Origin of the sequence: Marivita sp., assembly GCF_048006345.1 — a bacterium.
Lineage (GTDB): Bacteria > Pseudomonadota > Alphaproteobacteria > Rhodobacterales > Rhodobacteraceae > Marivita.
In genome coordinates, this window is sequence record NZ_CP180351.1 from 1476512 (window position 1) to 1500262 (window position 23751).

22 protein-coding genes are annotated in these 23751 nt (G+C 61.4%); 10 read left to right on the top strand and 12 right to left on the bottom strand.

Annotated elements, in window-relative coordinates; genetic code table 11:
* The first annotated feature begins 43 nt into the window (after positions 1-43).
* The gene (locus ACMVPR_RS07315) at positions 44-787 is read left to right on the top strand and encodes an SDR family NAD(P)-dependent oxidoreductase (protein WP_416882299.1); all 744 of its coding nucleotides are present in this window, start codon (positions 44-46) and stop codon (positions 785-787) included.
* Between the two features lie 161 nt (positions 788-948).
* On the opposite strand, the gene lpdA is transcribed toward ACMVPR_RS07315, so the two are convergent.
* The 3 genes from lpdA to ACMVPR_RS07330 form a co-directional block, all read right to left on the bottom strand.
* The gene (gene lpdA / locus ACMVPR_RS07320; RefSeq protein WP_416882300.1) at positions 949-2340 is read right to left on the bottom strand and encodes a dihydrolipoyl dehydrogenase; all 1392 of its coding nucleotides are present in this window, start codon (positions 2338-2340) and stop codon (positions 949-951) included.
* Between the two features lie 166 nt (positions 2341-2506).
* A complete protein-coding gene (locus ACMVPR_RS07325; protein ID WP_416882301.1) occupies positions 2507-2965 on the bottom strand; it encodes a DNA polymerase III subunit chi in 459 nt (152 codons plus the stop codon).
* 4 nt (positions 2966-2969) lie between these two features.
* Positions 2970-4445 (bottom strand): leucyl aminopeptidase, encoded by a 1476-nt coding sequence (locus ACMVPR_RS07330; protein ID WP_416882302.1) that lies wholly within the window; start codon positions 4443-4445, stop codon positions 2970-2972.
* A gap of 153 nt (positions 4446-4598) precedes the next feature.
* On the opposite strand from ACMVPR_RS07330, the gene lptF reads away from it, so the two are divergent.
* The 6 genes from lptF (at position 4599) to rsmA (ending at position 12055) form a co-directional block, all read left to right on the top strand.
* Positions 4599-5711: an LPS export ABC transporter permease LptF gene (gene lptF, locus ACMVPR_RS07335; RefSeq protein WP_300580692.1), complete on the top strand. Its 1113-nt coding sequence runs from the start codon at positions 4599-4601 to the stop codon at positions 5709-5711.
* A complete protein-coding gene (gene lptG / locus ACMVPR_RS07340; RefSeq protein WP_416882303.1) occupies positions 5708-6802 on the top strand; it encodes an LPS export ABC transporter permease LptG in 1095 nt (364 codons plus the stop codon). Before lptF ends, lptG begins: the two co-directional genes overlap by 4 nt.
* Positions 6799-8955, top strand: a complete 2157-nt coding sequence (locus ACMVPR_RS07345; RefSeq protein ID WP_416882304.1) for an LPS-assembly protein LptD — start codon at positions 6799-6801, stop codon at positions 8953-8955. Before lptG ends, ACMVPR_RS07345 begins: the two co-directional genes overlap by 4 nt.
* Positions 8943-10172, top strand: coding sequence for a peptidylprolyl isomerase (locus ACMVPR_RS07350; protein ID WP_416882305.1), 1230 nt, complete (start codon positions 8943-8945; stop codon positions 10170-10172). The genes ACMVPR_RS07345 and ACMVPR_RS07350 overlap by 13 nt, the downstream gene beginning before the upstream one ends.
* Positions 10169-11137, top strand: coding sequence for a 4-hydroxythreonine-4-phosphate dehydrogenase PdxA (pdxA, locus tag ACMVPR_RS07355; RefSeq protein ID WP_416882306.1), 969 nt, complete (start codon positions 10169-10171; stop codon positions 11135-11137). The genes ACMVPR_RS07350 and pdxA overlap by 4 nt, the downstream gene beginning before the upstream one ends.
* Positions 11138-11218: 81 nt before the next feature.
* Positions 11219-12055 (top strand): 16S rRNA (adenine(1518)-N(6)/adenine(1519)-N(6))-dimethyltransferase RsmA, encoded by an 837-nt coding sequence (gene rsmA, locus ACMVPR_RS07360; RefSeq protein WP_416882307.1) that lies wholly within the window; start codon positions 11219-11221, stop codon positions 12053-12055.
* A 57-nt stretch (positions 12056-12112) separates the two neighbouring features.
* Here rsmA and ACMVPR_RS07365 read toward each other — a convergent pair whose 3' ends face one another.
* The 6 genes from ACMVPR_RS07365 to ACMVPR_RS07390 form a co-directional block, all read right to left on the bottom strand.
* Positions 12113-12697: a DUF4167 domain-containing protein gene (locus ACMVPR_RS07365; protein WP_300580710.1), complete on the bottom strand. Its 585-nt coding sequence runs from the start codon at positions 12695-12697 to the stop codon at positions 12113-12115.
* A gap of 205 nt (positions 12698-12902) precedes the next feature.
* Complete coding sequence (gene prmC / locus ACMVPR_RS07370; protein WP_416882308.1) at positions 12903-13733, bottom strand: peptide chain release factor N(5)-glutamine methyltransferase; 831 nt, start codon at positions 13731-13733, stop codon at positions 12903-12905.
* Positions 13730-14776, bottom strand: coding sequence for a peptide chain release factor 1 (gene prfA, locus ACMVPR_RS07375; RefSeq protein WP_416882309.1), 1047 nt, complete (start codon positions 14774-14776; stop codon positions 13730-13732). The genes prmC and prfA overlap by 4 nt, the downstream gene beginning before the upstream one ends.
* A gap of 37 nt (positions 14777-14813) precedes the next feature.
* Entirely contained in the window at positions 14814-15218 is a 405-nt protein-coding gene (locus ACMVPR_RS07380; RefSeq protein ID WP_300580718.1) for a DUF1499 domain-containing protein, read from the bottom strand.
* 57 nt (positions 15219-15275) lie between these two features.
* The gene (gene speB / locus ACMVPR_RS07385) at positions 15276-16238 is read right to left on the bottom strand and encodes an agmatinase (RefSeq protein WP_416882310.1); all 963 of its coding nucleotides are present in this window, start codon (positions 16236-16238) and stop codon (positions 15276-15278) included.
* Positions 16239-16241: 3 nt separating this feature from the next.
* Positions 16242-17402, bottom strand: a complete 1161-nt coding sequence (locus ACMVPR_RS07390) for a M20 aminoacylase family protein (RefSeq protein WP_416882311.1) — start codon at positions 17400-17402, stop codon at positions 16242-16244.
* A 63-nt stretch (positions 17403-17465) separates the two neighbouring features.
* Between ACMVPR_RS07390 and mazG the strand changes: the two genes are divergently transcribed.
* Both mazG and ACMVPR_RS07400 read left to right on the top strand, forming a co-directional pair.
* Positions 17466-18296 carry a nucleoside triphosphate pyrophosphohydrolase gene (mazG, locus tag ACMVPR_RS07395; protein ID WP_416882312.1) on the top strand — a complete coding sequence of 277 codons (831 nt, stop codon included), beginning with the start codon at positions 17466-17468 and terminating at the stop codon, positions 18294-18296.
* A 134-nt stretch (positions 18297-18430) separates the two neighbouring features.
* Positions 18431-19963: a DUF1963 domain-containing protein gene (locus tag ACMVPR_RS07400; protein ID WP_416882313.1), complete on the top strand. Its 1533-nt coding sequence runs from the start codon at positions 18431-18433 to the stop codon at positions 19961-19963.
* 102 nt (positions 19964-20065) lie between these two features.
* On the opposite strand, the gene ACMVPR_RS07405 is transcribed toward ACMVPR_RS07400, so the two are convergent.
* The 3 genes from ACMVPR_RS07405 to fabD form a co-directional block, all read right to left on the bottom strand.
* Positions 20066-20299: an acyl carrier protein gene (locus ACMVPR_RS07405; protein WP_085631956.1), complete on the bottom strand. Its 234-nt coding sequence runs from the start codon at positions 20297-20299 to the stop codon at positions 20066-20068.
* Between the two features lie 269 nt (positions 20300-20568).
* Complete coding sequence (gene fabG / locus ACMVPR_RS07410; protein ID WP_416882314.1) at positions 20569-21306, bottom strand: 3-oxoacyl-ACP reductase FabG; 738 nt, start codon at positions 21304-21306, stop codon at positions 20569-20571.
* An 89-nt stretch (positions 21307-21395) separates the two neighbouring features.
* Complete coding sequence (gene fabD, locus ACMVPR_RS07415; protein ID WP_416882315.1) at positions 21396-22331, bottom strand: ACP S-malonyltransferase; 936 nt, start codon at positions 22329-22331, stop codon at positions 21396-21398.
* 149 nt (positions 22332-22480) lie between these two features.
* On the opposite strand from fabD, the gene ACMVPR_RS07420 reads away from it, so the two are divergent.
* Entirely contained in the window at positions 22481-23698 is a 1218-nt protein-coding gene (locus tag ACMVPR_RS07420) for a cytochrome b/b6 domain-containing protein (protein ID WP_416882316.1), read from the top strand.
* The last annotated feature ends 53 nt before the right edge of the window (positions 23699-23751 follow it).

Here is a 23751-nt window from a genome sequence, read left to right on the forward strand (position 1 = left end):
TTTGATCCTCGCACCAATGCCCAACATCCCCTAGGGTGATCCCATGACAAACTCACCGCACCAGCGTACCCTTCTGCTCACCGGCGCCAGCCGCGGCATCGGCCATGCCACCGTCAAGAAGTTCGCCGCCGAAGGCTGGCGCGTGATCAGCTGTTCACGGCAGGCATTTTCGCCGAATTGCCCCTGGCCGGGCGGCGAGCGCAACCACATCCAGGTCGATCTCGCCGACCCGCAACAGACGATGGAGGCTGTCCGCACCGTCAAGGAACGACTCGACGGGGGGCGGCTCGATGCGCTGGTGAACAATGCCGGTATTTCGCCCAAGGGGCCGAATGGAGAACGGCTCAGCACACTCGACACCGATCTTCGGGACTGGGGCAAGGTGTTCCACGTCAATTTCTTCGCCTCGGTGGTGTTGGGGCGCGGATTGAAGGACGAATTGGCCGCGGCCAAGGGTGCCATTGTCAATGTCACCTCAATTGCAGGCGCGCGGGTCCATCCGTTTGCGGGAGCCGCCTATGCCACGTCGAAAGCGGCGCTTGCGGCACTGACGCGGGAAATGGCCCATGATTTCGGGCCCTTGGGCGTTCGTGTGAATGCTATTGCGCCCGGTGAGGTGGACACCAGTATCCTGAGCGAAGGCACCGACAAGATCGTCGAGAAACTGCCGATGCGCAGGCTTGGTCAGCCGAATGAAGTGGCGGATGTCATCTATTTCCTTTGCTCGGGCCAGAGCGGATATGTCACCGGAACCGAAATCGAAGTGAACGGCGGCCAGCACGTTTGACGCGGCATCTTGCGTTGACGCGCGACAGGGCGGCGTAGACGTCATATTTGGCTGAGACGCCGAAGCAAATTTCTTTGAAAACCGCACCTGCGGCCTGCGATTTTTCGACGAAAAATCGGAGACACTGCAAAGACCTTTACGAAGATTCGGTTAACGCCGACTTAAAAGTGAATGGCCCGGCCCCAGGCATCCAGCACTGCCTCATGCATCATTTCCGACAAAGTTGGATGTGGGAACACCGTCTGCATCAGGTCTTCCTCGGTGGTCTCCAACTGCCGCCCGACCACGTAGCCCTGGATCAACTCCGTCACTTCCGCGCCCACCATATGCGCCCCCAAGAGCGCGCCGGTTTTCGCATCGAACACCGTCTTGATCATGCCCTCAGGTTCCCCCAGCGCAATCGCCTTGCCATTCCCGATGAACGGGAAGCGACCGACCTTGATGTCGAAGCCCTTTTCCTTGGCCTGCGCCTCGGTCATGCCAACACTCGCCACCTGCGGCTGGCAATAGGTGCAGCCCGCAATGCTGTCCGGCTCAACCGCATGCGGATGCCCGCCCGCAATCAACTCGGCCACCATGACCCCCTCATGGCTGGCCTTGTGCGCGAGCCAAGGCGCGCCGGCGATGTCGCCGATGGCATAGACCCCCTCGACCTCGGTGCGACACATCGGGTCGGTCACGACATGGGTGCGGTCGACCTTGACGCCCAACGCCTCAAGCCCCAACCCTTCGGTGTTGCCGACGATGCCAACGGCCGAGATCACCGTGTCGAACTCTTCCTTGCTGACATTACCGCCCTGTTCGATATGCGCGGTCACCTTGCCTTTGCCGCGATCCAGTTGCTTGACCATCGCCTTTTCGCGGATTGTCATGCCCTGCTTTTCGAACTGTTTCTTTGCGAAACCGCTGATTTCGGCATCCTCGACCGGCAGGATGCGATCCATCACTTCGACCACGGTCGTGTCAGCACCCAGAGTGTTGTAGAAGCTGGCGAATTCGATGCCGATGGCACCGGAGCCGATCACCAGAAGCTTCTTCGGCATGCGTTTGGGGACCAGAGCGTGCTTGTAGGTCCAGACAAGATCGCCATCCGCCTCAAGCCCCGGCAGCTCGCGCGCCCGCGCGCCGGTGGCAATGACGATGTTCTTGGCACTCAGGTCTTCAACCCCCTTGTCCGTCTTGACCTGCACCTTGCCCTTGGCGGGGATCGTGGCCTCGCCCATCACCACCGTGACCTTGTTCTTCTTGAGCAGATGCCCCACCCCGGAATTCAGCTGTTTCGCAATCCCGCGCGAGCGCTTGACCACGGCGTCGAGATCAAACCCGATGCCCTCGGCCTTCAGCCCAAATTCCTTGGCGCGGTGCATGAGGTGGAACACCTCGGAGGTGCGCAGCATGGCCTTGGTCGGAATACAGCCCCAGTTGAGACAGATGCCGCCCAGATGTTCGCGTTCGACAACCGCAACATTCAGCCCAAGCTGTGCGCCTCGGATGGCGGCGACATAGCCGCCGGGGCCTGCGCCGATCACGATCATGTCGAAGCTTTTGCTCATGGCCTGCTCTCCTCCATCAAGGTCAGGTTTGGGACAAAGCGTAGGCCAAAGCGTCAGGGCTCACAATGGGGCATGGCCAATAGGTCCGCATCGGCCCCAATGTTTCGCGCGCGAAACAATAGGACAGTCAAACTGACCGTTTAACCATTTGTTAACAGGGGAGAAATCAAGCCTCGGCCTTCTTTTCCCAGCGCCCCAATTCCTCGGACCAGTATTGCGCCGAACAGCCTGCGCCAGTCAGGTTGCGCCACTGGCCGCGTGCCACATCGACCGCGGCGGGATCATTGCCATCAAAGAGGATACACACCCGCTCCAACCGCTGCACTTCGTCCGAAGAAACATCTGCGCCATCAACGGTCATGAGGCATTGCGGGTCGTTGGCCGCCTCGCGTGTCATCGTCAAAAGCACCGGCTGCGCCGCGTCATGCGGCCCACCCGCGAGGCCATGCGGCAGGAATCCCTCTTCCGGCCCCAACCACAGTTTCTGGTCCAGCCAGTCCATCCGCGCGGCATCTTTCCCGCGCACCGCCACGCGCCAGCCAGCACCCAGCGCCTTGCCCAAGAGCATGGGCAAGGTCGCCTCGAGCGGCTTTTGCGTCAGGTGGTAGAAATAGGCCGCGCCCATGGGATCAGTCCTGCGCCTCGAACTTGTCCGCGATCAGCCTGTCCAGCGCCCGCACGCCCCAACCGGTGGCGCCTTTGGGCGACAGGTCCAGGTCGGATTTCACATGGGCCACACCCGCGATGTCGAGGTGAATCCACGGCATGTCGTCCTTGACGAACCGCTTAAGGAACTGCGCTGCGGTCACGGACCCTGCGGGGCGGCCGCCGATGTTCTTCATGTCGGCCACAGGGGATTTCAGCATATCGTCATAGGCCTGCCCCAGCGGCATCCGCCATGCGCCTTCTTTCTCGGTCTCGGCGGCCTTGAGGAACGCACCAACCAACGGTTCGTCATTTGAATACACAGCCGCGTTTTCGTGCCCCAGAGCGATGATGCAGGCCCCGGTCAGGGTGGCAAGGTCGATCATCGCGGCGGGTTTCTCGGTTTCTTGCGCGTGCCACATGACATCACAGAGCACCAAACGCCCTTCGGCGTCGGTGTTCACCACTTCGATCGTGTCACCCTTCATGGAGGTCACTACGTCGCCCGGGCGCACCGCGCTGCCCGAGGGCATGTTTTCCACAAGGCCCACCATACCGACCACATTGGCCTTGGCCTTGCGCTTGGCCACAGCGTGCATGACGCCGGCGACCACACCTGCGCCGCCCATGTCCATGGTCATGTCTTCCATGCCAGCCGCGGGTTTGAGCGAAATGCCCCCCGTGTCGAAGACCACGCCCTTGCCGATGAGCGCCAGCGGAGCATCGCCTTTGGCCCCGCCTTTCCAGCGCATGATGACCACTTTGGAGGGGCTGTCGGACCCCTGACCCACGCAGAGGAGCGCGCGCATGCCCAGCTTTTCAAGCGCCTTTTCTTCCAGCACCTCAACCTCGACCCCCAGATCGCGCAGGCCTTCCAGCCGCTTGGCGAATTCGGTGGTTGTCAGCACGTTGGCCGGTTCGTTCACAAGATTGCGGGTGAAATGCACGCCCTCGGCCACGGCAATGCGGGGGGCAGCGGCGGCTTCGGCCTCTTCTGGTTTGGTACACATGAAGGTGGCCGCACCAAAGGGGTCCGCCTTCTTGGTCTTGTGATCGTCAAAGCCGTAGCCCCGCAGAGCGACGCCAAGCGCGATTTCTTCGGGCCGCCCGGTGCCTTCGACCAGAACCGTCATTGCAGATGATCCTGCGGCGACCGCCAGCGCGGCACCCGCCTTGCGTGCAAGTTCAGGCGCGGGACGACGAGACAGCTTGACCAGATCAACCGCTTCAGCCTGAAGGCCGACCGGCCAGGCCAGCGACATGGCCTTGCCTTCGGCCAGCTTTTCCCACGCATCCGACCCGGTCGCGCGGGCCAGCGCGCCCTTGGTCAGCCGATTCAGCCGCCGCGCGCCTGCGCTCAGCTTGAGGTCGGGTGTGATGAAGACTGCGATCCGACCTTCTGCAGACGCCAAAGCGTCGATATCGACTGGCGCGAAGGTGAGTGGGCGAAGTTCCGCCATGTTCTGCTCCCTAAGTTGGTTTGGATATAGGGGTAGCGCCCGTGCGCGCAGTTGACCAGAGGCGGGTTTTCCCGCAAACCCTAGGGTATCGGGCCATGTCGGCCCACTCTATGTCGTGTGAAGGGGTTCGCCGTGCCAAGATTCGACAGGTATATGCTGTCGCAACTCATGGTCCTCTTTGGGTTCTTCGCGCTTGTGCTGGTCGCGGTGTACTGGGTGAACCGCGCGGTGGTGCTGTTTGACAGGCTGATCGCGGATGGTCACTCGGCTGGCGTTTTCCTTGAATTCACAGCACTCAGCCTGCCCGGCGTGATCGCTTTGGTGCTGCCGATGGCGTCGTTTGCGGCTGCGGTTTACGTCACCAATCGGCTGATGGGCGACTCGGAACTGACGGTTGTGCAGGCGACCGGCTACAGCCCATGGCGGCTGGTCCGGCCCGTTGCCCTGTTCGGAGTGATCGTGGCCTTGATGATGTCAGCTTTGACCCACTTCCTTGTCCCCGCTTCGGTTGCGCAGCTCAAGCAGCGCGAAGTTGATATCTCGGGTTCGGTCAGTGCGCGGCTCCTGCGGGAGGGCACTTTCCTGCATCCCGGCCCCGGCGTCACATTCTTCATCCGCGAGATCACCCCGGAGGGTGAATTGCGCGACGTGTACCTGTCGGACCGACGCCAGGCGGATCGCGAAGTCACTTATACCGCCGAGCGCGCTTATGTGGTGCAGGCAGAGGAAGGACCGCGCCTTGTCATGGTGAGCGGTCTGGCCCAGACCTTGCGGCCGGAAACGCGCACCCTGTCGACCACGCTGTTTCAGGATTTCACCTACGATATCAGCACGCTGATCGTGCAGAACCAGAACCTCAACCTGCGACCGCGCCACCTGTCGACCTGGGCGCTGCTCACCCAGCCAGAGGCGATGGCCGCTTTGACCGATGTGCCGTTGGCGCGGATCAATGAAGAACTGCATGGCCGGTTCCAGCAGGCGCTTTTGGGACTCGTGGCGGCACTGATCGGGTTCTCTACGCTGCTCACCGGCAGCTTCAGCCGCTTCGGTGTGGGGCGGCAGATCGTGGTTGCGATCTTCCTTTTGGTGGTCGTCAAGCTGGTGGAAAGTGCAGTCACCGACCCGACGCGCAACAATGCCGCGCTCTGGCCGCTGATCTACCTGCCATCGGTGGTCGGCTTCGCGCTGGCAATGGGCATGCTGCACCTTGCGGCACGTCCATTCCGGCAACCGCGCAAGACAGCGGCGTTGGAGGTGTCGGCATGACCCTTCACCTGTATTTTGCACGCCGGTTCTTTTGGACCTTTCTGGCCATCTTCGGGATTTTCTTTCTGTTTCAGATACTTCTCGACCTTGTTGAACAGATCAGACGGTTTGACAACTCGGTCAGCTTTGGCGAAGTGATGAAGCTGACGCTGCTCAACACCCCCGAAGGCATGTACCAGATCCTACCTTTGGTGATGATCCTTTCCTCTATCGCGCTGTTCGTGGCGTTGGCGCGGTCGTCGGAACTTGTTGTGGCGCGGGCGGCGGGGCGGTCGGGGCTGACAGCGCTGGTGGGACCGATCTTGGTGGCGGCGGTGATTGGCGGGCTGACCGTGGCGATGGGTAACCCGATTGTGGCCGCCACGTCGAAAGCCTATTCCGATCTGCGAGACACCTACCGCAATGGCGGCACCTCGGCGCTGTCCATCGGCGCAGAAGGCCTATGGCTGCGCCAGTCCGACCCGCGCGGCCAAACGGTGATCCGGGCGGCGCGGGCCAATGCAAACGGGACCGTCCTCTATGACGTGATGTTCGTGGCCTATGCAGAAGGTGGCGGCCCGGTGCGCCGGATCGAGGCGGAAGAGGCGGAACTGGCCGACGGCGCGTGGACATTGCGCCAGGCCAAGGTCTGGCCTTTGGTGGCTGGCGTGAACCCGGAAACCAACTCGGTGCTGCACGACGAATTGCGCGTCGCCTCGACCCTGACCGAGGACAGCATCAAGGACCGGTTCGGGCGGCCTTCGGCCATCTCGGTCTGGGAGCTGCAGGGCTTCATCACCGATCTTGAAGATGCAGGTTTTTCGGCGCGGCGTCATTCCGTGTGGTTGCAGATGGAATTGGCGCGGCCGGTGTTTCTGATTTCGATGGTGCTGATCGGCGCGGCCTTTACCATGCGGCACAGCCGGATGGGCGGCACTGGAATTGCTGTCCTTTCGGCGGTTCTTCTTGGTTTTTCATTATATTACGTGCGGAACTTCGCACAAATTCTGGGTGAGAACGGCCAATTGAACCCTCTGGCTGCGGCATGGGTGCCACCGCTTGCCTCGGTGCTACTGGCTCTGGGTTTGATCCTGCACAGGGAAGACGGATGATGCGCCGCTCTGCCCTTGCCCTGATCCTCGCGGCGTTGCTGTGGTCCGACCCGCTGCATGCTCAATCCGGCGACGTGATGCTGCTGGCTGATCAGGTGTTGGTCGAACAGGGCGGCGACACGCTTGTCGCCACCGGCAACGTCGAAGCGCTGCATGAGGGCACGCGCCTGACCGCGTCGTCGATCATCTATAACCGCGCGACCAATACGCTTGAAATCCAAGGGCCGATCCGGATCACGCAGCCCAATGGCGACGTTTTGACCGCAACACAGGCGCAACTCGATCAGGGTTTTCAGAACGGCCTATTGGAAAGCGCCCGGTTCGTGCTGGACGAGCAGCTTCAGATCGCCTCGGCCCGCGCGGCACGGGTGCAAGGGCGGTACACCGCGATGAGCCAGGTCGCCGCGACCTCCTGCCAGGTCTGCGGCAGCGACCGACCGCCGCTTTGGGCGATCCGTGCGACCCGCGTGGTCCATGACGCCGAGGAACGGCAGATCTACTTTGACAATGCACAGCTGCAGGTCTTGGGGGTGCCGGTCTTCTACATTCCGCGCATGCGGCTGCCCGATCCGACACTCGAGCGGGCGCGCGGTTTCATGATTCCGGAACTCAAGACGACAACCTTGCTGGGTTTTGGAATCAAGCTGCCCTATTTCATCCCTATCGGAGATCATGCCGACCTTAGGCTGACGCCCTATGTGTCGCCGATCACGCGCACGCTCGAGATGCGGTACAGGCAGGCGTTCCGCACCGGGAACATCACGGTCAATGGCGCCATCAGCCAGGACAACCTGAAGCGCGGCGAAGCGCGCGGACTGTTCTTTGCAGATGGGACATTTGCCCTGCCGCGGAATTTCCGACTGTCTTTCGACATCGAAGCTGTCAGCGACGATGCGTATCTCAATGATTACAACAGCGACTTCAAGAAAGACCGACTGGATAGCGCGGTGACCCTCACGCGCGCGCAGCGGGACAGCTTCTTTTCTCTCGGCCTGATTCATTACGAAAGCCTGACCGACGGCGAGAACAATGCAACGCAGCCCACGATCATCGGCGATCTGCGCTACAACCGCCGGCACTTCCCCAAGCAGATCGGTGGAGAAGTGCGGCTGGGTTTCCAGTTGCACGGACATTATCGCTATTCGGACACCGACATCGACGGTAGCGATGCCGATACCGTTGTCGATGGACGCGATGTGGGGCGCGCCAATCTTGACCTGAGCTGGCGCGACCGTTGGACCCTGCCGGGTGGTCTGCGAGCCGGTGCCGTGACGCAAATCTGGGTCGATCATTTCATCGTTGAACAGGATGCGGTGGCCGAGGGCGATTACACCGAAGTGACCCCTGCGGCTTCGCTGGAACTGCGCTGGCCTTTGGTGAAGAAAACCTCAAATGGTGGCCGCGTCCTGATCGAACCCATCGCCCAGGTGGGCTGGATCGGAGGCGAACGGTCAGAGGTGCCCAATGACGAAAGCACCCGCGCCGAATTCGACGAAGGCAACCTGTTGTCGCTCTCTCGCTTCCCTGCTCCGGATCGGCGCGAACGCGGGTTGATCGGCGCCGCCGGCCTGCGTTGGATGCGCGAGGACCCCGAAGGCTGGCGCGCATCATTGGTTCTGGGCCGGGTGTGGCGCGACGATGAGGACGAGGCGTTTTCCCGATCTTCCGGACAGGACAGCATCGCATCCGACTGGCTGGTCGCCGGGCAATTCGCTCATCAGAATGGTCTACAGCTTTTGGCGCGGGGATTGTACGACACCACCGAGTCGCGGTTCACGAAAGCCGAGATGCGTGCCAATGTGACCCTCGACCGGTATGCACTGGGCGCGTCCTACATTCTGCTGACCACGGATCCTGCCGAAGACCGTGAGGACGCACAATCCCAATGGCGAGTCGACGGGCGCTACAACATCGACCGCAATTGGACCGCAAAAGGGTCAACGCGGTACGACATCGCCGAAGGGCAGTTTCTGAACGCAGGCCTTGGTGCGGAATACCGCAATGAATGCGTCGCGGTGGACTTTTCGGTCTCGCGCAGCTTTGCCTCTTCCACTAACCTTGAACCATCTACCGATTTCGGCCTGACCGTCGCGCTGACTGGCTTCAGCACAGGCGGCAGCGGCAAGGAGTACCGCCGTTCATGCAGCTACTGAACACGTCCATCCGCAAACTGAGTGCGCTGGCTCTTGGCATCACGCTGGCCTTTGGCCCTGTCCAGGTCTCCGCGCAAAACCTGTTTGCCCCGGTCATCCGCGTCAACGATAGCGTTGTCACCGCCTACGAGCTGGATCAGCGCGCTCGCATGCTCACGCTGCTGCGCGCGCCGGGCGATCCGCAAGAAGTGGCCCGCGAACAGCTCATCGACGACAGGCTGCGGCTTCAGGCGGCCGAAGCGGCTGGAATCGTTCCGTCACCCGAAGAGGTTTTGGACGGAATGGCCGAATTCGCAGGACGTGCCAATCTGAGCCGTGACGAGTTCATTCAGGCGCTCGAGGCCAGCGGCGTATCGGCCCAGACCTTCCGCGATTTCGTGCGCGCGGGTCTGAGCTGGCGTCTGCTTGTCCAGTCGCGTTTTGTTGGCCGGGTGAACCTGTCCGAAGCCGAGATCGACCGGGCCTTGGGTGCGTCAGGTGGATCTTCGGTGCGCGTGTTGCTGTCGGAAATCATCATGCCAGCGCCGCCGCCGCAGGCAGAAGCCGTGCAGGCACGGGCTCAGCGGATCAGCCAGATCACGTCGGAAGCCGAATTCTCGGCGCAGGCGCGGCAGTTCTCGGCCACCGCATCGCGCGGAGCCGGAGGCCGCTTGCCTTGGCAGAACCTTGAAGACCTGCCGCCGGTGCTGCGCCCGCTGGTTCTGGCCCTTGCGCCGGGCGAAGTGACCGATCCGATCCCGATCCCCAACGCTGTGGCGCTGTTCCAGCTGCGCGCGGTCGAAGAAACCGACTACACGCCGCCGACCTATTCGGCGATCGAATACGCCGCGTATTACATGCCCGGTGGCCGGTCCGATGCGACGTTGGCGCAGGCGCGTGTGCTCGCCAGCAAGGTCGATCGCTGCGATGATCTTTACGGTGTGGCAAAGGGACAGCCCGAAGACGTGCTGGACCGCCAGACCTTGCCGCCTGCAGACATTCCAACCGATATCGCCTTTGAATTGTCCAAGCTCGATCCCGGTGAGGTGTCCACGGCGCTGACCCGCTCGAACGGGCAGACGCTTGTCTTCCTTATGCTGTGCGGACGCACCGCCGAGGTGAATGACGATGTCGATCGGGATCAGTTTGCCTTGGGCTTGCGCAATCAGCGGCTTCAGTCGCTGGCGGAAAGCTTTTTGGCCCAATTGCGCGCCGACGCCCGCATCGTCACGCAATGACCGCAGCGCCGATTGCCCTGACCATCGGGGAGCCAGCCGGGATTGGGCCTGAACTGGCCGGGATGGCGTGGGAGGCGCTGCATGGCAAGGTGCCGTTTTTCCTGATCGGTGATCCGGCGCATTTGCCAGAGGGTATGGACTGGGTTGAGATCGCGGCACCGGACGAAGTGTCGGCGCGCGGCACCGCCCTGCCTGTTCTGCCGCATCGGTTCGAAGGGCCGCGCACACCCGGTCGCCCGCAGCCTGCACAGGCGAAGGGTGTTGTGGCGGTGATCGAGCGTGCGGTGGCTTTGGCCGCCAGCGGCAAGGCAGGCGGCGTCTGCACCTTGCCGATCCACAAGCAGGCGCTGCAGGATGGGGCGGGTTTCGGCTTTCCGGGCCACACGGAATTTCTCGCCCATCTTTGCGATACAAGCGATGTGGTGATGATGCTGGCCGGGCCACAGTTGCGGGTCGTGCCGGTGACGATCCATATCCCGCTGTCAGAGGTGAAGCTGGCGCTGACGCCAGAGCTTCTGGAGACCCGCATTCGGATCACGCACCGGGCACTTGTGACGCAGTTCGGGATTGCACAGCCCCGACTGGCGGTGGCTGGTCTGAACCCCCATGCGGGCGAAGGCGGGCGCATGGGGCGCGAAGAAATCGACGTGATCGCCCCGGTCTTGGACCGGTTGCGGTCAGAAGGGATGCGCATCGTCGGGCCCTTGTCGGCGGACACGATGTTTCATGCGGCCGCGCGGTCTGGCTATGACGCCGCGATCTGTATGTATCACGATCAGGCGCTGATCCCGATCAAGACGCTGGATTTCGACAGGGGTGTGAACGTCACGCTGGGTCTGCCGATCATTCGCACGTCGCCGGATCACGGCACGGCGTTCGACATCGCGGGAACTGGACAGGCCAACCCGACATCGACCATTGAGGCGTTGCGCATGGCTTGGCAGCTTGCAGGCGCTCGATCCTGAGCCGCGCACCTACGGATGGGACGGAATTTGCATATTTATAAAAAGAAGAAGCAGGGGTTTGCGCAATGAACAGTCGGTGTCATGGCGGCAATTGATCGATTGCCGCCGCTGCGTGAGGTCATTGCGACCCATGGGCTGAGCGCCAAAAAGGCGCTGGGGCAGAACTTTCTGCTGGACCTGAACCTGACCGCGAAGATCGCGCGGCAGGCAGGCGATCTGAGCGGGACCGATGTGCTTGAAGTCGGCCCCGGCCCCGGAGGTTTGACGCGCGGATTGCTGGTCGAGGGCGCGCGCAAGGTCCTGGCGGTCGAGAAGGACGCACGCTGCCTGCCTGCACTGGCCGAGATCGCAGACGCGTATCCGGGTCGGCTCGAGGTGATCGGCGGTGACGCGCTTGAGGTGGACGCGCTGGCGCATCTGACGCCTCCCATCGCGATCTGCGCCAACCTGCCCTACAATGTCGGAACCGAGCTGCTGGTGCGCTGGCTGACGCCGCCCACATGGCCACCGGTCTGGACCAGCCTGACGCTGATGTTCCAGAAGGAGGTTGCGCAGCGGATCGTCGCCAAACCGGGCGACAAGGCTTACGGTCGATTGGCGGTGCTGGCGCAATGGCGCTGCGACGCGCATATCGCGATGCACCTGCCGCCCGAGGCGTTCAGCCCACCGCCCAAGGTGAGTTCCGCAGTGGTGCATCTTCGCGCCCTGCCCGCGCCGCGCTTTGAGGCGGATGCGAAAGTGTTGGAGCGGGTTGTGGCCGCCGGCTTCAACCAGAGGCGCAAGATGCTGCGTGCGTCGTTGAAGGGGTTGTCGCCCGATATAGAGGATCATCTGAAAGCGGTTGGCATTGCCCCAACCGAGCGCGCAGAACGGGTATCGCTGGAGGCATTCTGTGCCTTGGCGCGTCAACTGGCCTGATCCACGCACCGACATTTCTGAAAGAAAAAAGCCGGGGCTGATCCCCGGCTTTCTGTCCTATTCTGCGGCGTCTGGCGTCGCCTGCGCCTCTTCGGCTTTGGGCTCTGGCTTTTTGCGTGGCTTGCGAGGAGCGCGTGGTTTCTTCGGCTTTTCCTCGGCCTTGGCTTCGGGCGTTTCGACCAGACCGCTGTCATTGCTGTCGTCACTGGTGTCGATGACATCAGGCTGAGGCGCATCTGCAGGATCGTTCGAGAACTGGCTCGGCTCGTCCTGATCCTGACGCTGCGGGCGGTCTGCATCGCGCTGCGCCTGCCGGTCGCGGTTTTCGCGTTCCTGCTGTTCGCGGCGCGCGTCCTGTTCACGCTCCTGCTGTTCGCGGCGGGCATCCTGTTCGCGCTGTGCCTCGCTCAGCAGACGCATGTAATGTTCGGCATGCTGCTGGAAGTTTTCCGCGTTCACCCGATCATTGCTCAGTTGGGCGTCGCGTGCGAGCTGGTTGTACTTGTCAATGATCTGCTGCGGCGTACCGCGCACCTTGCCCTCGGGGCCGGAGCTGTCGAACACGCGGTTGACGACATTTCCAACGGTATTCGGACGGTTGCGGTTATTCTTGTTCCGCGAACGTTTGTTTGAAGAACGCATCTGTAACTTTCCAGCCTTCTTTCAGCTGTTTTGCGATTGCTGTGTGCGCTTTGTGCGCGGGTCCTGTGCAAAAGCATTCATGTTTGGGCTTACAATCGCGCGAGAGGGGTGCAAACCAGCCTCGACCGCTGCAATATGTTTGAGTAATCACGTCCTCCCCCAGCTTACAAGCAGAATTTACATCAAAGAGTTCGGTTTTTCGCGCTTATTGGTCGGTGCGTGGCAGGTTTGCGCCGGAAACGACCCGATCCCGCCCATCAAGGTCTTGATGAACGTGCAAATCGACCAAACCAGCCCTAGCGAACAAGTCCGATACAGCAGCAGCTTGGGTTGGTCCGATTTCAACCATCAGGCGGCCGTCTGGGTTCAGGTGACTTAACGCATCTTGGGTGATGGCGCGATACGCGGATAGACCATCCTGTTCGTCAGTGAGCGCCATACGCGGCTCGTAATCGAGTTCGGGGGAAAGACCTGCCATTTCATCAAGCGCGATATAGGGCGGGTTCGACACGATGAGATCATAGGTGCCATTCACCGAAGAGAACCAGTCGGACACGGCCCAGGAAACCCGATCCGCGACCCCGACCCTGTCGGCGTTGCGTTTGGCGACGACCAGCGCTTCCTCAGATAGATCAGTGCCAATCCCACGTGCAGCCGGGCGTTCATGCAAAAGCGACAGCAGGATGCAGCCCGATCCGGTACCAAGGTCGAGCACCGTGTCGAACCTGTGTTTGAGCGCTGCTTCCACAAGCGTTTCGGTATCAGGGCGCGGGTCAAGCACGTCCGGTGTGACCTCAAACTCATGCATCCAGAACGCGCGTTTGCCAGAGATGTGGCTGATCGGTTCACGCCGCGCGCGCCGCGCGATCAGGCGTTGCAAATGCGCCATCTGGTCATCGCTTAGCTCTGTCCACGGAGGGGCGTCGCCCTGCACGATATCCATCAGGGCGCTTGCGTCGCGAGCGGCACTTGGAGAGCCTGCCGCCTCAAGCTGACGACGTGCGGCGTGCAAGGCGTCCTTGGGGTCGTGGGTCACGTCATCTCGGCCAGCAGAGTGGCCTGTGCATCGGCGGTGAGCGCGTCGATGATTTCGTCCAGATCGCCGGCCATCACCGCGTCGAGCTTGTAAAGCGTCAGGCCGATCCGGTGATCGGTCAGGCGCCCTTGCGGGAAGTTGTAGGTGCGGATGCGTTCCGAGCGGTCGCCGGTTCCGACCTGTGACTTGCGGTCGGCAGAGCGTTCCGCATCGACCTTTTGCCGTTCCATATCAAACAGGCGGGTGCGCAGGACCTGCATCGCGATCTCGCGGTTGCGGTGCTGGGACTTTTCGGAACTGGTGACGACAATACCGCTGGGGATGTGGGTGATGCGCACAGCCGAATCGGTGGTGTTGACGTGCTGCCCCCCTGCGCCGGAACTGCGCATGGTGTCGATGCGCAGGTCGTTTGCGTTGATCTGGATGTCGACATCCTCAGCCTCGGGCAGAACCGCCACCGTGGCGGCGGAGGTGTGGATGCGCCCTCCGCTCTCGGTCTCGGGCACGCGCTGCACGCGATGCACACCGGATTCGAACTTCAGCCGGGCAAAAACGTTGTCGCCGGTGATGTTGGCGACGACTTCCTTGATCCCGCCCAGCTCGGTCGATTGTTCTTCTATGATCTCAAACCGCCAGCCCCGCGCTTCGGAATATCGTTGGTACATGCGAAGAAGGTCACCCGCAAAAAGCGCTGCCTCTTCGCCACCTGTACCGGGACGGATTTCGAGCATGGCCGGTCGCGCATCGGCCTTGTCACGCGGGAGCAGCGCCAGTTGCAACGCCCGCTCCACCTCAGGCAGGCGGGACTTGAGCGCGGGCAGTTCGTCCTGTGCCAGTTCCCGCATCTCGGGATCACTCAGCATCGCTTCGGCGTCGGCGATATCGGCACGGACCTGTTTCCATTCGGCGATCTGTTCGACGACGGGCCGCAGGTCCGAGTATTCCTTTCCGATGGCCGCAATGTCCCCGGACCCTTCAGCCATCTGGGCCTCAAGGTATTCGAAACGCGACAGGATCTGGTGCAGGCGGTCTTCGGGGATCATGCGGTTCTGTCGGGCATCAGCGCAGTCCGGTCAAGGGTTATTGACCCAACCGCTCCAACCAGCCATCCACTCGGGCTTTGTTCACCCCCATGTCGGACTGGCCGAACCGCAGACGTGCGAACAACTCAAGCACGTCCTCGTTCCGCATCACGGTGGTGTAGTCGGGAAAACCCATCCATTGCGAGCGGGTGATGTAAGTCACCTTGCCCTCTTCCACGCTGCCCGCCAGCACCTCGGTGCGCGGGGTGGCAAGGATGATGCGGTCAAGTTGGGCAAAGGTGCCCTCTTGCGCCGGGATGCGCCGCCGCACGCCACCTGCGAGATCCTGATCGGACGTCACCTTTGGGTCGACATGCCAGACCGCGGGGTCTGACGGGGCCAGCCTGATCCATGCCAGACCACCCACAACAATCAAGACCAGCGCCCAGAAAAACACTTTCACGACGTCCTTATCCTTGCCTCAACGGGGCACGCGCCCCTTGAACACTTTTACTGACCTTCAGGCGCGGCGGGTCCACCCCCAAAGCGACAAAATCTCTGTCGCCACATGGGCTCCGGCAACGGCCGTTACGCCTGATGTATCGAAAGGCGGGCTGACTTCAACCACATCGCCGCCCATCAGTTCGATCCCGGCGATATTCCGCAGGATCACGGCAATATCGGCGGTCGACGGCCCGCCCCAGACCGGCGTGCCCGTGCCGGGGGCGAAGGCCGGGTCAAGACAGTCGATATCGAAGGTGAGGTAGGTCGGGTAATCCTTCAGAATCTCGCAGATTTGTTCGGCAACGGCTTCGGGGCCGATGCGATGCATCTCGCGCGCGTCGATGATGTTGAACCCGAGTGTGTCGGGGTTGTCGGTGCGGATGCCCACCTGAACCGACCGAGCCGGGTCCACCAGACCCAGTTTCACCGCTTTGTAGAGGAACGTGCCGTGGTCAATCCGCTCCATATCGTCATCAGCCCAGGTATCGGTATGGGCGTCGAATTGGAGCAGGCTCAGGGGCCCATATTTCTCAGCATAGGCCTCAAGGATCGGCAGGGTGATGTAGTGATCGCCGCCCAATGTCACCGTCGCGGTATCCTGCGCCAGAATGCCCGCGATGTGGTTTTTCAGCGTTTCGGGGAATTCGGCCGTCTTGGCATAATCGAAGGCCAGATCGCCGTAATCGGCAATCGCGAAATCTTCGAGTACGTTGTAATCCCAGCCGTATGGCTTGTCGTAAGGCTGGAGGCTTGAGGCCTCGCGGATGGCGCGGGGGCCGAAGCGGGTTCCGGTGCGGTGGGTCACCGCCTGATCAAACGGAACGCCGGTGATGGCGATATCCACGTTGGTTAGGTCCTTGGTGTAGCGCCGACGCAGAAAGGACGTGGCCCCGGCAAAGGCATTCTCGAAACTGGCGCCTCTCAGGTCGTCGCGGGTGAACGCGTGGTCGATCTGGGTTTTCGCATCTTCAAGCGCCATGGCTCACACTCCGTGCCGGGTTTCGATCAGGCGGGCAAAGAAGGACGCGCCGATGGTCGCCACCTCGTCGTTGAAATTGAAGGCCGGATGGTGGCAGGACGGCCCGATCCCCTGCCCGAGCATCAGGTAACTGCCGGGGCGTTTCTCGAGCATGTAGGAGAAATCCTCTGCCCCCATTTCCGGCTGGCGGTCGCTGATGACGTTGGTATCACCCACAACCTCTTGCGCCACGCGCACGGCGAAATCGGTTTGTGCTGCGTGGTTGATGGTGGCCGGGTAGTTGCGGATGTAATCAAGCTTTGCCTCGACCCCATAGCTGGCGGCCTGCCCAGCAACGATCTCGCCGAAGCGGCGTTCGACCATGTCGCGGAGATCGGGATCGAAGCTGCGCACCGTGCCTGCAAGACGCATTGTTTCCGGGATCACGTTGGTGGCGCTGCCGGTTTGTACGATGGTCAGGGACACCACAAGCGGCAGGCGCGGATCGGCGTTGCGCGAGACGATGGATTGCAGCGCCTGCCCGATGGCAAGGCCGCAAGGCACCGGATCAAGTGTGGTGTGCGGGAACGCACCATGCCCACCCTTGCCCGTGATAATTATCTCGAAATCATCGACCGCCGCCATGATCGGACCCGGACAGGTGTTGAACACGCCCACCTCGCCAAAGGGGTCGGTGTGCAGCGCATAAATCTCTTCGATGCCGAAGCTCTCCATGATGCCTTCCTCGACCATGATACGCGCCCCACCCACGGTTTCCTCGGCTGGTTGAAAGATCAGCGCGACGGTGCCTTTGAACTTGCGGGTCTCGGCCAGATACCGGGCCGCGCCCAGCAGCATCGTCGTATGGCCGTCATGGCCACAAGCATGCATTTTGCCGGGGACGGTCGAGGCATACTCGACGCCGGTGGTTTCCTCGATGGGCAAAGCGTCCATATCGGCACGCAGGCCGGTGACAGGGCCATGGCCCTGCCCGTGGATCAGCGCCACGACACCGGATTGCGCGATGCCTTCATGGATTGCGTCCACCCCGAACTCCCGCAGCCGGTCGACCACGAAGGCTGCCGTCTTATGGCAATCGAGGCTCAGTTCGGGGTGCATGTGCAGATGGCGCCGCCAAGCCGTCATGTCTTCGGCGAAATCCCCGATCCGGTTGATGATGGCCATGGGTGGACTCCCTCGCGCTGATGCCGCATCCCTGCATCAGAGCAGCATTTCACGGGGGCCGCAATGAGTGACGATCTGATCCATGACCCAAAGGGCGGGATGCCCCGGTTGCTTGAGATCATGCGCCGTCTGCGCGACCCCGAGACGGGTTGCCCTTGGGACATCGAACAGGATTTCGCGTCAATCGCGCCCTACACCATCGAGGAAGCCTACGAAGTGGCCGATGCGATCGAGCGTGAGGCTTGGGACGAGTTGAAGGGCGAATTGGGCGATCTGCTGCTCCAGTCGGTCTATCACACCCAGATGGCCGAAGAGGCCGGCATGTTCAGCTTTGACGACGTGGCCAACGCGATTTCGGACAAGATGGTGGCGCGGCATCCGCATGTTTTTGGTGATGAAAGCCGCGACAAATCGGCAGAACAACAGGTGCAGGACTGGGAAAAGATCAAAGCGGCGGAACGCGCGGGCAAGAAGGAGACCGGCGTGCTCGACGGTGTCGCCAAGGGTCTACCTGCCCTGACGCGGGCTTTGAAACTGCAGAACCGCGCGGCGCGGGTCGGGTTTGATTGGCCGTCCACGGATGAGGTTCTGGACAAGATCGTCGAGGAAGCGCAGGAGTTGCGCGAGGTGCAGGACGCGGACGAACGGTTCGAGGAATTCGGCGACCTGCTCTTTGTGATGGTCAATCTGGGCCGCCACATGGGGCTTGATCCCGAAGCCGCCCTGCGCGCCACCAATGCCAAGTTCACCCGCCGGTTCGAGAGTATTGAGGCGGCGCTGGCCGCAGATGGGCGGACGCCAAAGGACAGCGATCTTGCAGAGATGGACGCGCTGTGGGATGCGGCCAAGGCGGTGGAGAAGGCGCAACGGATCACTTCGAAATCGTCCAGCTGACCCAAGTTCGAAAGCAGGACAAGCGCGCAGGTCTGACCGCCCTTAAATCACCAACGTGCCAACATAGTCTTACCACGTTGCGACACGATCTGGTTTGAACGGTAAGAGTTTGACTTTGTTACGAGACGCATAAAATGGCACAGGATTTCCAAAAACGGATTGATCTGGCACCCGGCCTTTTCCTCAGGCCCCGTCCCTCAAATCTTGGCGGTTCTGGCGCCGCAGTCACGCTGGGCGGAAAGCCGCAGTTGCCCGAAGACTATGACTGGCCAGAAGGTCTGGTGTTTTACGCGCAGGTCAATCTCGATCTGGTGCCGCGTCGTTTCGAACACGATGGCAAGAGCTATGCCCTCGAACAACTGCCGGAACACGGAACCCTGTTCTTCTTTCTCCCGCTCTTTGGCGATTTTGTCTATCAGGGCGATGCGCGGGTCATTTATGTGCCCCACGACGTGTCACACCTGCCCGAACGGGAGCCGCCCGATAGCCTTGGCGATCTGCGCGAAGAGGAATTCAACTGGTCAGTCTATTGGATCGACACGGTGGGCCTCTCCCCATGTGGGCGTCTGCTTTACCGCCACTACGCCGATCTGTTGCCTTTCCTGACGGTGCGCTGGATTGACGGGCTAAGCACGCACCTCGGCACTATCAGCAAAGAGGATCTGAGTGCCATCAACGCCTTGAGCAAAAACCTTGTTGCGCAGGCTTTGGATCAGAGCCCTTTGCCAGAACCCATGGACAGGTACCATCTTTACGCGCCGCAAATGGACACGCGCTTCTGGTGGGACTTTCCGATCCTCGACAAGGGGCTGTTCGGTTGGAATTTCATCTTTGAATGGTCAAAGCAGTTCCAGATCGAAAGCCTTGTTCTCGGGCTGAAGCACGGAAAGCGCTATCTGGCCCAGGTCGGAGACAACGAACAGCTGCGCATTTTGCTGGGCGTCTTCGAGGAAAACCGCAGAACCGTCAAAGCTGCGGAATACAACAAGCCCGGGCTTGCGGGCTGGAAAACCAAGTTCGTCAAGCCGATGATCCCGGAAGGTGGGAAATTCGATACACGGGCCAAGAAATGGATGACTTACGCCCAATCCCGCACAGGGAATGTTCCCGTCGAAACGGCACGGCGGTTCTTCGAATTCCTGCAGGAGATCAACACATTCCTGGCGGACGAAGGCGAACATATCGGCATCGATGCAATCGACAGCTGGATCATCGGCCACGACAAGGACAGTCGTACAACCCAAGAACTTGCAAAGACCGCCCTTCAGACGGCCATGAAACGCGTTGCCACACACAAGGATCGGGACCGCACATCCGGCGCGCGGGTCCGGCGCATGAGCGAGGACAAGATGAAAGCCTGCCGGGACCCCGAATTGGTGGCCGCCTATTGGGACAGCAAGCTATACGCAGAAACGCAGATTTTCGGCGAAGAGGTCGACCAGTTCTATCGCACACCGCTTGAGCCGCCACAGCTTCTGGGTGCCCCCGTCTGCATTCAATCCCAGGTCGACGACATCGCCGCGCAGAACGTGCTGCTTTTGCAGATCACCTATGGGTTTGGCACGCAGGTTGAAGCTCCGGACGGGAGTATTCAGCTTTGGATCAAACCCGAGGATTTGAAGAACCGAATTTTTGACCGGGTCGAATACACATATTTCTATTCGTAAGATCGGTCTTGCAGCCCCGGTTGTGATCGCCCAGCGACCAACCAAAGAAAAACGCGCCCTGATCGCAGAGCGCGTTTTCCAAAAATCCGAAAGTTCAGACGCTTACTGAGCTTCGTTGATGAACTTCACCGCGTCGCCGAAGGTCTGGATCGTTTCGGCTGCATCGTCCGGAATCTCGATGCCGAACTCTTCTTCGAACGCCATGACCAGCTCAACGGTGTCGAGGCTGTCAGCGCCGAGATCGTCGATGAACGACGCGTTCTCAACCACTTTGTCCTCTTCGACACCAAGGTGCTCGACAACAATTTTCTTAACGCGATCTGCGACGTCGCTCATGTTTTCTTCCTCACAGTTTCGTCGGCGCGGTGGCCGGGTTAGCCCGCGCCCGGGCGGAATTGATCATGCCCTTGCGGGCGGTGGTTTGTGTCCCGGTCGAGCGCCGAAGACAAACTTCCCCCGAAGGTCACGGGGTTGGTCCAAAACCTGCGCCGCTATAGCACATGGAACCGCGATGGCAAACGCTTTCAGTGCAATCGTCTACGGCGAGAATTCCATTCATTTTCAGGGATTTCTGCACCTGCACAATGCATGTTTCCTCAGTGAAATCAGAGCATTGCCATGCCGCCATTCACGTGCAGCGTGGTTCCCGTGACATATGCCGCCTCGGGGCTGGCGAGATAAAGAACGGCTGCAGCGATCTCTTCCGGGGTGCCCATACGGCCAGAGGGAATCTGCGTGAGGATGGCGGATTTCTGATCGTCGGTCAGTTTGTCGGTCATCGCGGTGGCAATAAAGCCGGGGGCGACGGCGTTCACGGTGATACCGCGGCTGGCAACTTCGTAGGCCAGCGACTTCGACATCCCCACCATACCCGCCTTGGCCGCGGCATAGTTGCCCTGCCCCGGATTGCCGGTGGCCCCCACGACAGACGAGATGTTCACGATGCGGCCCCAACGCGCCTTCATCATACCGCGCAGCACGCCTTTGCAGAGCTTGAAGGTGGCGGTCAGGTTTACGTCAATGACCGACTGCCATTCGTCATCCGACATGCGCATGAACAGGTTGTCACGGGTGATGCCTGCGTTGTTCACGAGGATGTCGACGCTGCCCATCGCATCTGCTGCCTGTTTCGGCAGGGCTGCCACCGCTTCGGGATCGCTCAGATTGCAGGGCAGCACATGTGTGCGGTCGCCAAGTTCAGCTGCCAGCGCCTCAAGCGGTTCGGTGCGGGTGCCGGACAGAGCGACGGTGGCCCCTGCTGCGTGCAGCGCGCGGGCGATCTCGCCACCAATGCCGCCCGACGCGCCAGTGATCAGCGCGGTTTTGCCTGTCAGATCGAACATGTCATGGTCCCTTTCATCTCATATTAACCTCGCGCGCGACGAATCTTCTGCGAAGATTCGGGACGCAGGCACAAAAAATATCTGGCGGATCAGCCCGCTTGTGTTGCGGCCTGAACGTCAGCCGTGGAGCCGACGGCGCGCGTGGCCGCGGATTTCTCAATCCGCCGCACCATCCCGATCAGCGCCTTGCCTGCTCCGATTTCCCAGAAGTCGTCCACCCCCTGCGCCACCATCCAGCTGATGGACTCGCGCCAGCGCACGGCGCCTGTGATCTGTTCGACCAGAAGCGCTCGGATGGTTTCGGGATCGCTTACCGCCTCGGCGCGCACATTGGCCACAACCGGGACCAGCGGCGCATTGATCGTCACGCTGCCTAGAACGTCTGCCATCGCGTCGGCTGCAGGTGCCATCAATGCACAGTGGAACGGGGCGCTGACAGGCAACAGAACGGCGCGTTTCGCACCCGCCTCTTTCGCGAGATCAACGGCGCGTTCGACAGCCGCCTTGTGGCCCGAGACCACAACCTGCCCCGGATCGTTGTCGTTTGCCGCAGCACAGACGTCCCCTTGCGCGGCGGCTTCTGCCACTTTGCGCACGTCCTCAAGGCCCAGACCAAGGATCGCCGCCATTGCGCCCACACCGACGGGGACTGCATCTTGCATCGCTGTCCCGCGGGCCCGCAACAACCGCGCTGCGTCGGCGACGGACAGCGCACCTGCCGCAGTCAGGGCCGAGTATTCCCCGAGCGAATGCCCGGCGACAAAAGACCCAGTGTCTATGCCAACCCCTTCGGCCTCCAATGCACGCATCGCCGCAATCGACGTGGCCATCAGCGCAGGCTGTGCATTTGCCGTCAGGGTCAAGGTTTCGATGTCGCCTTCCCAGATCAGCGCGCTCAGCTTTTCCCCAAGCGCGTCGTCCACTTCTTCAAACACGGCGCGGGCGGTCGGATAGGCATCCGCCAGGTCCTTGCCCATGCCAATGGTTTGCGCCCCTTGTCCGGGAAATAGAAAAGCTCGGCTCACGGCACCCCTCCTGTCTTGTTTGTCATGCCATTACAGCCCGTGCTCCAGCGACGCAACGCTGCTGCACTCCTTCTGTGCATTGGTGAAGATTGCGCTGTGATGATTTTGACGTAGCTCATACTGCATCGTTTTCGTCCGGAGTGGCCGCTATGTCTGTCTCGAATTCCACCGCTCAATACGGTGCTGTCGCCAAAACGTTTCACTGGATGACCGCGTTGGGTATCGTCGCGGTGATCCCGCTGGGGATCATTGCCAATGACATGCCCTATGACACGGCAGAGCAATTGGCCGACAAGGCGTGGCTGTTTTCGCTGCACAAGACGGTGGGGGTGACGCTGTTTTTCATCGCCCTCGCCCGTGTTCTCTGGGCGATAAGCCAACCGAAACCCGCACCACTCCATCCCGACCGCAGGGCCGAAACGCTTCTGGCTGAGATCGTGCATTGGCTGCTTTATGGCTCTTTGGTGTTGGTGCCTCTGTCCGGCTGGGTGCACCACGCTGCGACCGAGGGGTTTGCGCCGATCTGGTGGCCTTTCGGGCAAAACCTGCCGCTGGTGCCAGAGAGCGTGCCCCTGTCGGAAATTGCGGCGGGGCTGCATGTCGTGTTCGAACGGGTGCTGATCCTTTCACTGGTGCTGCACATCGCCGGCGCCATCAAACATGCGGTGATCGACAAAGATGACACCTTGGCGCGCATGCTGCCGGGGCGCCGTGTGACATCCGCACCAAAATCGCAGACCCATCGCAAGCTTCTTCCCCCTGTCCTTGCCGGGATCGTCTGGGCCGCTGCGATTGGGGTCGGAAGCGTACTCGGCGTCTACCACAAAGGCACGGCCATCGCCGCCAGGGCACCTGCGCTGCAACAGGTCGAAAGCGATTGGACGGTGACCGACGGCACGCTGGGGATCACGGTGCGCCAGATGGGATCTGAGGTAACGGGTCGTTTCGCAGAATGGACGGCCGACATCACCTTCGATGAGACCGTCACCTCTGGCGTCGCCGGGTCCGTAGACGTCGAAATCGCCATCACGTCACTCACGCTCGGGTCAGTCACGCAACAGGCGATGGGGCCGGACTATTTTGCCAACACCGAATTCCCGACGGCCCGGTTCACGGCGGACCTTATCGCGCGCGAGACAGGCTATTTGGCCGAAGGCGCCCTTACCCTGCGCGGGGTTGAACAGCCAGTGTCTCTGCCCTTCGATCTGACTTTGGACGGCGAGACCGCCCGTGTTGAAGGTTCGACCGAATTGGACCGCCGTTCCTTTCAAATTGGCACAGGGATGACGGACGAAAGCCAACTTGGCTTCGGAGTGAGCGTGTCGGTTGACCTCACCGCTGTGCGCGGCGCGGGACCCGCAGACTGACGGCCTCCTCACATCCCGAGAACAAAAAACCCCGGGCGCATCGCCCCGGGGTT

Excerpts from the sequence above, each read along its gene's own strand:
- lptF (WP_300580692.1), top strand. The coding sequence starts at position 4,599 with ATGCTGTCGCAACTCATGGTCCTCTTTGGGTTCTTCGCGCTTGTGCTG.
- speB (WP_416882310.1), bottom strand. The coding sequence starts at position 16,238 with ATGGCGCTTGAAGATGCGAAAACCCAGATCGACCACGCGTTCACCCGC.
- ACMVPR_RS07325 (WP_416882301.1), bottom strand. The coding sequence starts at position 2,965 with ATGGGCGCGGCCTATTTCTACCACCTGACGCAAAAGCCGCTCGAGGCG.
- ACMVPR_RS07345 (WP_416882304.1), top strand. The coding sequence starts at position 6,799 with ATGATGCGCCGCTCTGCCCTTGCCCTGATCCTCGCGGCGTTGCTGTGG.
- ACMVPR_RS07330 (WP_416882302.1), bottom strand. The coding sequence starts at position 4,445 with ATGGCGGAACTTCGCCCACTCACCTTCGCGCCAGTCGATATCGACGCT.
- fabG (WP_416882314.1), bottom strand. The coding sequence starts at position 21,306 with ATGTTCGATCTGACAGGCAAAACCGCGCTGATCACTGGCGCGTCGGGC.
- prfA (WP_416882309.1), bottom strand. The coding sequence starts at position 14,776 with ATGATCCCCGAAGACCGCCTGCACCAGATCCTGTCGCGTTTCGAATAC.
- ACMVPR_RS07315 (WP_416882299.1), top strand. The coding sequence starts at position 44 with ATGACAAACTCACCGCACCAGCGTACCCTTCTGCTCACCGGCGCCAGC.
- mazG (WP_416882312.1), top strand. The coding sequence starts at position 17,466 with ATGAGTGACGATCTGATCCATGACCCAAAGGGCGGGATGCCCCGGTTG.
- pdxA (WP_416882306.1), top strand. The coding sequence starts at position 10,169 with ATGACCGCAGCGCCGATTGCCCTGACCATCGGGGAGCCAGCCGGGATT.
- ACMVPR_RS07350 (WP_416882305.1), top strand. The coding sequence starts at position 8,943 with ATGCAGCTACTGAACACGTCCATCCGCAAACTGAGTGCGCTGGCTCTT.
- ACMVPR_RS07420 (WP_416882316.1), top strand. The coding sequence starts at position 22,481 with ATGTCTGTCTCGAATTCCACCGCTCAATACGGTGCTGTCGCCAAAACG.
- lpdA (WP_416882300.1), bottom strand. The coding sequence starts at position 2,340 with ATGAGCAAAAGCTTCGACATGATCGTGATCGGCGCAGGCCCCGGCGGC.
- ACMVPR_RS07400 (WP_416882313.1), top strand. The coding sequence starts at position 18,431 with ATGGCACAGGATTTCCAAAAACGGATTGATCTGGCACCCGGCCTTTTC.
- lptG (WP_416882303.1), top strand. The coding sequence starts at position 5,708 with ATGACCCTTCACCTGTATTTTGCACGCCGGTTCTTTTGGACCTTTCTG.
- rsmA (WP_416882307.1), top strand. The coding sequence starts at position 11,219 with ATGGCGGCAATTGATCGATTGCCGCCGCTGCGTGAGGTCATTGCGACC.
- ACMVPR_RS07390 (WP_416882311.1), bottom strand. The coding sequence starts at position 17,402 with ATGGCCATCATCAACCGGATCGGGGATTTCGCCGAAGACATGACGGCT.
- ACMVPR_RS07405 (WP_085631956.1), bottom strand. The coding sequence starts at position 20,299 with ATGAGCGACGTCGCAGATCGCGTTAAGAAAATTGTTGTCGAGCACCTT.
- ACMVPR_RS07365 (WP_300580710.1), bottom strand. The coding sequence starts at position 12,697 with ATGCGTTCTTCAAACAAACGTTCGCGGAACAAGAATAACCGCAACCGT.